Source organism: Streptomyces sp. SID14436 (assembly GCF_010548465.1).
Lineage (GTDB): Bacteria > Actinomycetota > Actinomycetes > Streptomycetales > Streptomycetaceae > Streptomyces.
In genome coordinates this window covers 1-6475 of the sequence record NZ_JAAGMD010000427.1, presented here as the reverse complement: position 1 = coordinate 6475, position 6475 = coordinate 1, and the positions used below count along the sequence as shown (strand labels likewise).

The following is a 6475-nucleotide window of genomic DNA, read 5'->3' as shown; positions in this document are numbered from 1 at the left end:
ACGATGTCGCCGGCCCCCACCGGCTCCTGGAGGCCCGCGCCGGTGGCCAGGACCAGCCGCCCGTCGCCGTCCACGGCCATCGCCTCGCCGACCACCGACCGGTCCCCCGGCAGTTCCGCCCGCACCATCCGGCCGAGCGTGGCGCAGCCGGCCGCGTAGGTCTCCTGCAGGCCGCAGGCCGCCGCGTCGCCGCCCGCGCCCCGCCAGCGCCCGTACCAGTCCTCCAGGGAGCGCAGCACGCCCCGCAGCAGCGGGTCGCGGTCGGTGCTCACCGCGCCGGCCAGCGTCAGGGAGCCGGCCTGCGGCACGGGCAGTTCTCCGGCGCGCAGGGTGACGTTGACGCCGACGCCGATGACGACAGCGTCGTCCCCGGCCCGTTCGGCGAGGATCCCGCCGGCCTTGCGCTCCTGGTCGCCGACCGTGACGAGCAGGTCGTTGGGCCACTTCAGGGCCGTGTCGACGCCGGCCGCCCGGGACAGCCCGGTCGCCACCGCGACGCCGGTGAGCAGCGGCAGCCAGCCCCAGTGGTGCACAGGCACCTCGGCCGGGCGGAGCAGGACGGAGAAGAACAGGCCGGAGCGGGGCGGTGCCGTCCACTGCCGGTCCAGGCGTCCGCGCGCCGCGGTCTGCTCCTCGGCGACGAGGACGGTCCCCTCGTCCGCGGTGCCGTCGGCCGCCCGGGCGACCAGGTCGGTGTTGGTGGAGCCGGTGCGCTGCACCACGTCCACCGCGCGCCACAGCCCTCCCTCCCGCACCAGCCCGCGGCGCAGGGAGGTGGCGTTCAGGGGCGGCCGGTCCAGGTCGGACCACCGGCTGGGGGAGGACTCGGAGTCATCACGCGGCGTCATGCAAGCCACATTAGGTGTGGCAAACACCGCACTGCTGATGGGGAGGCACCCCACTACCCTTCGAATGAGTAACCGTCCCCCCTTTTGAGCAGGCAGGGAGCCGCATCCCGATGTCCGAGCCGGAAGAGCAGCAGCCTGACATTCGCACGACCGCGGGCAAGCTCGCGGATCTTCAGCGTCGCATCCAGGAGGCGACGCACGCCGGCTCCGCACGCGCCGTCGAGAAGCAGCACGCCAAGGGCAAGTTGACGGCCCGTGAGCGGATCGACCTCCTGCTCGACGAGGGGTCCTTCGTCGAACTGGACGAGTTCGCCCGGCACCGGTCCACCAACTTCGGCCTGGACGCCAACCGTCCCTACGGCGACGGCGTGGTCACCGGGTACGGCACCGTCGACGGCCGCCCGGTCGCCGTGTTCTCCCAGGACTTCACCGTCTTCGGCGGGGCCCTCGGCGAGGTCTACGGGCAGAAGATCGTCAAGGTGATGGACTTCGCGCTGAAGACCGGCTGCCCGGTCATCGGCATCAACGACTCCGGCGGCGCCCGCATCCAGGAGGGTGTGGCCTCGCTCGGCGCCTACGGCGAGATCTTCCGCCGCAACACCCACGCCTCGGGCGTGATCCCGCAGATCAGCCTGGTCGTGGGTCCGTGCGCGGGCGGCGCGGTGTACTCGCCCGCGATCACCGACTTCACGGTCATGGTCGACCAGACCAGCCACATGTTCATCACCGGCCCGGACGTCATCAAGACGGTCACCGGCGAGGACGTGGGCTTCGAGGAGCTGGGCGGCGCCCGCACCCACAACAGCACCTCGGGTGTGGCGCACCACATGGCCGGGGACGAGAAGGACGCCATCGAGTACGTCAAGCAGCTGCTGTCGTACCTGCCGTCGAACAACCTGTCCGAGCCGCCGGTCTACCCGGAGGAGGCCGACCTCACGGTCACCGACGAGGACCGCGAGCTGGACACGATCGTCCCGGACAGCGCCAACCAGCCGTACAACATGCACACCGTCATCGAGCACGTCCTCGACGACGGCGAGTTCTTCGAGACGCAGGCGCTGTTCGCGCCGAACATCGTCACCGGGTACGGGCGGGTCGAGGGGCACCCGGTGGGCATCGTGGCCAACCAGCCGATGCAGTTCGCCGGCTGCCTGGACATCACCGCCTCCGAGAAGGCCGCCCGCTTCGTGCGCACCTGCGACGCCTTCAACATCCCGGTGCTGACCTTCGTCGACGTCCCCGGCTTCCTGCCGGGCGTGGACCAGGAGCACGACGGCATCATCCGGCGCGGCGCCAAGCTGATCTTCGCGTACGCGGAGGCCACCGTCCCGCTGATCACGGTCATCACCCGCAAGGCGTTCGGCGGCGCCTACGACGTCATGGGCTCCAAGCACCTGGGCGCCGACCTCAACCTGGCCTGGCCGACCGCGCAGATCGCGGTGATGGGCGCGCAGGGCGCCGTCAACATCCTGCACCGCCGCGCCATCGCCGAATCGGACGACACCGAGGGCACCCGCGCCCGGCTGATGCAGGAGTACGAGGACGCGCTGCTCAACCCGTACGTGGCGGCCGAGCGCGGCTACGTCGACGCGGTGATCATGCCGTCCGACACCCGCCGGCACATCGTGCGGGGCCTGCGCCAGCTGCGCACCAAGCGGGAGTCGCTGCCGCCGAAGAAGCACGGCAACATCCCGCTGTGACCACCCCCGCCGCCCCCTTGGAGGCCACCGTGATGATCAAGGTCGTCCGGGGCAACCCGACCCCGGAGGAGCTGGCCGCCGCACTGGCGGTGGTACGGGCCCGCGCCGCGGCGGCGTCCGCCACGCCGTCCGGCGCGCCCGGTCCCCGCGACTCCTGGTCGGACCCGTCCCGCATCGCCGCCCACCCGCTGCCGCAGCCCGGCCCGGCGTCCTGGACCCGCACCTACTGGCCCGGCTGAGCCGTTCCGGCCCGCTCCCGCCCGCGCGGCCGACGCGCCGGCGGGAGGGTCCCGGGCGCCGCCCCGGCCGTACTTGAGTACCCGTACTCAGGCACCCGGACGTGCGGCGTACGACGCTGGAGGCATGCTGTGGTCCGACCCCGAGAACGAGCCGCCCGAGGAACTGCGGCACACGCAGGCGATGCTGCGGCGGCTGGGCGTTCTCATGGCGCTGGCCATGCTGCTGGCGATGCTCGTGATCGGGGTGCGCTGAGGCGCTGCCGGCCCGCCCGCCTGCCGCACCGGGGCCGTCGGGAGGGGTGTCCGGGCGGCGCCGATACGCTGACCGCATGACAGATCAGCCGCGCCGCCGACTCGTGCTCGCCTCCCAGTCCCCCGCCCGGCTCGGGCTGCTCCGTCAGGCCGGGCTGGCCCCCGAAGTGGTCGTCAGCGGGGTCGACGAGGACGCCGTCAGCGCCCCCACGCCGGCCGAGCTGGCCCTCGCCCTCGCCGAGGCGAAGGCGTCCGTGGTGGCCGCGAAGCCGGAGCTGAAGGGCGCGCTGGTGATCGGCTGCGACTCGGTGCTGGAGCTGGACGGCCGCGCCCTGGGCAAGCCGGCGGACGCCGAGGAGGCCACGGCGCGCTGGAAGGCGATGCGGGGCCGCGCGGGCACCCTGCAGACCGGTCACTGCGTCTACGACACCGTCAGTGGCCGCTACACCTCCGGCACCGCCTCCACGGTGGTCCGGTTCGGTGACCCCAGCGACGCGGAGATCGCCGCCTACGTCGCCTCGGGCGAGCCGCTGCACGTGGCCGGGGCGTTCACCCTGGACGGCCGGTCGGCCCCGTTCATCGACGGCATCGACGGCGACCACGGCAACGTGATCGGCATCAGCCTGCCGCTGCTGCGCCGGCTGCTGGCCGGGCTGGGCGTCGGCATCACGGAGCTGTGGGCGCCGCCGGAGGCGTGAGGGGCGTCCCGCCGTCCAAGGTGCCGCCGCCGGTGCCGCCGCCGGTGCCGTCCTCGGGGGCGGCGTCCCTGGGCGCGGCGGGCGCGTCCGGACGGTCGTGGGTCATCAGCAGCAGCACGATCAGGCCGAGCACCACCACCAGGTAGACGAACGCGGAGGGGCCGACCAGCCCCCAGGCGAACGCGGCCAGCAGGCCGTGCACCACGGCGGCGCTGATCAGCAGGATCCGGCCGAGTCCGGCGGGTCCCCGGTCGCGCACCCCGACCAGCAGTGCCACCAGGGCGCAGAGCGCGAAGTACAGCCCGAAGACCACGGCGCCCACCTTCGAGGACACCGACATCATCTGCGGGTCGAGGCCCGCCAGCGACATGTCCTGCCGGTCCACGACGACGCCGAGGAACCAGTTCACGGCCGCGATGCCGAGCGCCTCCACGAGGAGTACCAACGCCACGAGCCACGCCACCGGTCTGCGGACCACCGGTCCCACCCTCTTTCGAGCACGCCTGTGCGGTTACCCCGAGTACGTTCGGGGTCGACCGAAGGCTACTAACGGGTAAACCTCGGTACAAGGGTTCTGCGGAGGGCAAAGAATCATTGGGCCATTCGTAGGGACTCCACAAAGAAACGGAGTGGGGCGCAGCACGCTCTCACAGAGACCTTGACCACATACGGGGGCTAGGGTTCTACGGAGGGAGCCCTGCGTACCGCGGTGCCACAAGGGATTTCGCCTCTCGAGCGAGCCACGGGTCACGCTCCGTGTGGGGAAGCTCACCATTGGGGACGGGTCGAAGTGCCGTGTCGGCAGTCCCTAAACTCGGCTTGTTTCAAGGAGGGAGCCTCAATCGTGCGCAAGGTGCTCATCGCCAACCGTGGCGAAATCGCTGTCCGCGTGGCCCGGGCCTGCCGGGATGCCGGAATCGCGAGCGTTGCCGTCTACGCCGACCCGGACCGGGACGCTCTGCATGTCCGCGCCGCGGATGAGGCGTTCGCCCTGGGCGGTGACACTCCCGCCACCAGTTACCTCGACGTCGGCAAGGTGCTGGGCGCCGCGCGTGAGTCCGGCGCGGACGCCGTCCACCCCGGGTACGGCTTCCTCTCGGAGAACGCGGACTTCGCCCAGGCGGTGCTGGACGCGGGCCTGACCTGGATCGGCCCGCCCCCGCAGGCGATCCGCGACCTCGGCGACAAGGTCGCCGCCCGGCACATCGCCCAGCGCGCCGGTGCCCCCCTGGTGGCCGGCACGCCGGACCCGGTCTCGGGTGCCGACGAGGTCGTCACCTTCGCCGAGGAGCACGGCCTGCCGATCGCCATCAAGGCCGCGTTCGGCGGTGGCGGCCGCGGCCTGAAGGTCGCCCGCACCCTGGAGGAGGTCCCGGAGCTGTACGACTCCGCGGTGCGCGAGGCGGTGGCCGCCTTCGGCCGCGGCGAGTGCTTCGTGGAGCGCTACCTGGACAAGCCCCGGCACGTGGAGACCCAGTGCCTGGCGGACCAGCACGGCAACGTGGTGGTCGTCTCCACCCGTGACTGCTCCCTGCAGCGCCGGCACCAGAAGCTGGTCGAGGAGGCCCCGGCGCCCTTCCTGTCCGACGAGCAGGTCGCGGAGCTGTACTCGGCGTCCAAGGCCATCCTGAAGGAGGCCGGCTACGTCGGCGCCGGCACGGTGGAGTTCCTGGTCGGCGCCGACGGCACGATCTCCTTCCTGGAGGTCAACACGCGTCTGCAGGTGGAGCACCCGGTCACCGAGGAGGTCGCCGGCATCGACCTGGTGCGCGAGATGTTCCGCATCGCCGACGGCGAGGAGCTCGGCTACGACGACCCGCCGCTGCGGGGTCACTCCTTCGAGTTCCGGATCAACGGCGAGGACCCGGGCCGCGGCTTCCTCCCCGCCCCCGGCACCGTCACCACGTTCGCGCCGCCGTCGGGCCCCGGTGTCCGCCTGGACGCGGGCGTGGAGTCCGGCTCGGTCATCGGCCCGGCGTGGGACTCCCTGCTGGCGAAGCTGATCGTCACCGGCCGCACCCGTGAGGAGGCGCTGCGGCGGGCCGCGCGCGCCCTGGGCGAGTTCCGGGTCGAGGGCATGGCCACCGCCATCCCGTTCCACCGCGCGGTGGTCGAGGACCCGGCGTTCGCCCCCGAGCTGACGGGCTCCGCCGAGCCGTTCACGGTCCACACCCGCTGGATCGAGACCGAGTTCGTCAACGACATCAAGCCCTTCGCCGCCGCGGTGGACGCCGAGGCCGACGAGGACGCGGGCCGGGAGACGGTCGTCGTCGAGGTCGGCGGCAAGCGCCTGGAGGTCTCCCTCCCGGCCTCGCTGGGCATGTCCCTGGCCCGTACGGGGCTGGCGGCGGGCGCCAAGCCGAAGCGCCGTGCGGCCCGCAAGTCCGGTCCCGTGGCCTCCGGTGACACCCTCGCCTCGCCGATGCAGGGCACGATCGTGAAGGTCGCCGTGGAGGAGGGCCAGGAGGTCAAGGAGGGCGACCTGGTCGTCGTCCTTGAGGCCATGAAGATGGAGCAGCCCCTCAACGCCCACCGCTCCGGCACCATCAAGGGCCTGAGCGCGGAGATCGGCGCGTCGGTCACGTCCGGTGCGACCATCTGCGAGATCAAGGACTGACCGAACGGTCCACGCGTCCCACCGCCCGCGCCCGGCGGATCGTCAGGATCCGCCGGGCGCGGCCGTGTCCGGACCCGTGTGCGGCCGGGTGGCGGGCGACGGCGCCCGCGCCGGGGGCCGC

General features: G+C 72.6%; 7 protein-coding genes. 5 read left to right on the top strand and 2 right to left on the bottom strand.

What is annotated here, in order from left to right:
- Positions 1 to 848: biotin--[acetyl-CoA-carboxylase] ligase (locus tag G3I53_RS14865; protein WP_164438428.1), on the bottom strand; the 848-nt coding region annotated here is incomplete at its 3' end.
- A 110-nt stretch (positions 849 to 958) separates the two neighbouring features.
- Between G3I53_RS14865 and G3I53_RS14860 the strand changes: the two genes are divergently transcribed.
- The 4 genes from G3I53_RS14860 to G3I53_RS14850 all read left to right on the top strand — a co-directional run bounded on the left by G3I53_RS14860 (position 959) and on the right by G3I53_RS14850 (position 3737).
- On the top strand, positions 959 to 2548 hold the full coding sequence (locus G3I53_RS14860) for an acyl-CoA carboxylase subunit beta (RefSeq protein WP_164335253.1): 1590 nt from the start codon (positions 959 to 961) through the stop codon (positions 2546 to 2548).
- Between the two features lie 29 nt (positions 2549 to 2577).
- The gene (locus G3I53_RS14855; protein ID WP_164438429.1) at positions 2578 to 2787 is read left to right on the top strand and encodes an acyl-CoA carboxylase subunit epsilon; all 210 of its coding nucleotides are present in this window, start codon (positions 2578 to 2580) and stop codon (positions 2785 to 2787) included.
- A 124-nt stretch (positions 2788 to 2911) separates the two neighbouring features.
- Complete coding sequence (locus tag G3I53_RS34395) at positions 2912 to 3040, top strand: hypothetical protein (RefSeq protein WP_263867756.1); 129 nt, start codon at positions 2912 to 2914, stop codon at positions 3038 to 3040.
- A gap of 76 nt (positions 3041 to 3116) precedes the next feature.
- A complete protein-coding gene (locus G3I53_RS14850; protein WP_164334362.1) occupies positions 3117 to 3737 on the top strand; it encodes a nucleoside triphosphate pyrophosphatase in 621 nt (206 codons plus the stop codon).
- Here G3I53_RS14850 and G3I53_RS14845 read toward each other — a convergent pair.
- Positions 3706 to 4224 (bottom strand): hypothetical protein, encoded by a 519-nt coding sequence (locus G3I53_RS14845; protein WP_164334363.1) that lies wholly within the window; start codon positions 4222 to 4224, stop codon positions 3706 to 3708. The genes G3I53_RS14850 and G3I53_RS14845 overlap by 32 nt on opposite strands.
- 357 nt (positions 4225 to 4581) lie before the next feature.
- On the opposite strand from G3I53_RS14845, the gene G3I53_RS14840 reads away from it, so the two are divergent.
- The gene (locus G3I53_RS14840) at positions 4582 to 6354 is read left to right on the top strand and encodes a biotin carboxylase N-terminal domain-containing protein (RefSeq protein ID WP_164334364.1); all 1773 of its coding nucleotides are present in this window, start codon (positions 4582 to 4584) and stop codon (positions 6352 to 6354) included.
- Positions 6355 to 6475 lie beyond the last annotated feature (121 nt).

What these genes read in the sequence shown, in the direction of transcription:
- G3I53_RS34395 (WP_263867756.1), top strand. Translation starts at nt 2,912, where the DNA reads ATGCTGTGGTCCGACCCCGAGAACGAGCCGCCCGAGGAACTGCGGCAC.
- G3I53_RS14860 (WP_164335253.1), top strand. Translation starts at nt 959, where the DNA reads ATGTCCGAGCCGGAAGAGCAGCAGCCTGACATTCGCACGACCGCGGGC.
- G3I53_RS14850 (WP_164334362.1), top strand. Translation starts at nt 3,117, where the DNA reads ATGACAGATCAGCCGCGCCGCCGACTCGTGCTCGCCTCCCAGTCCCCC.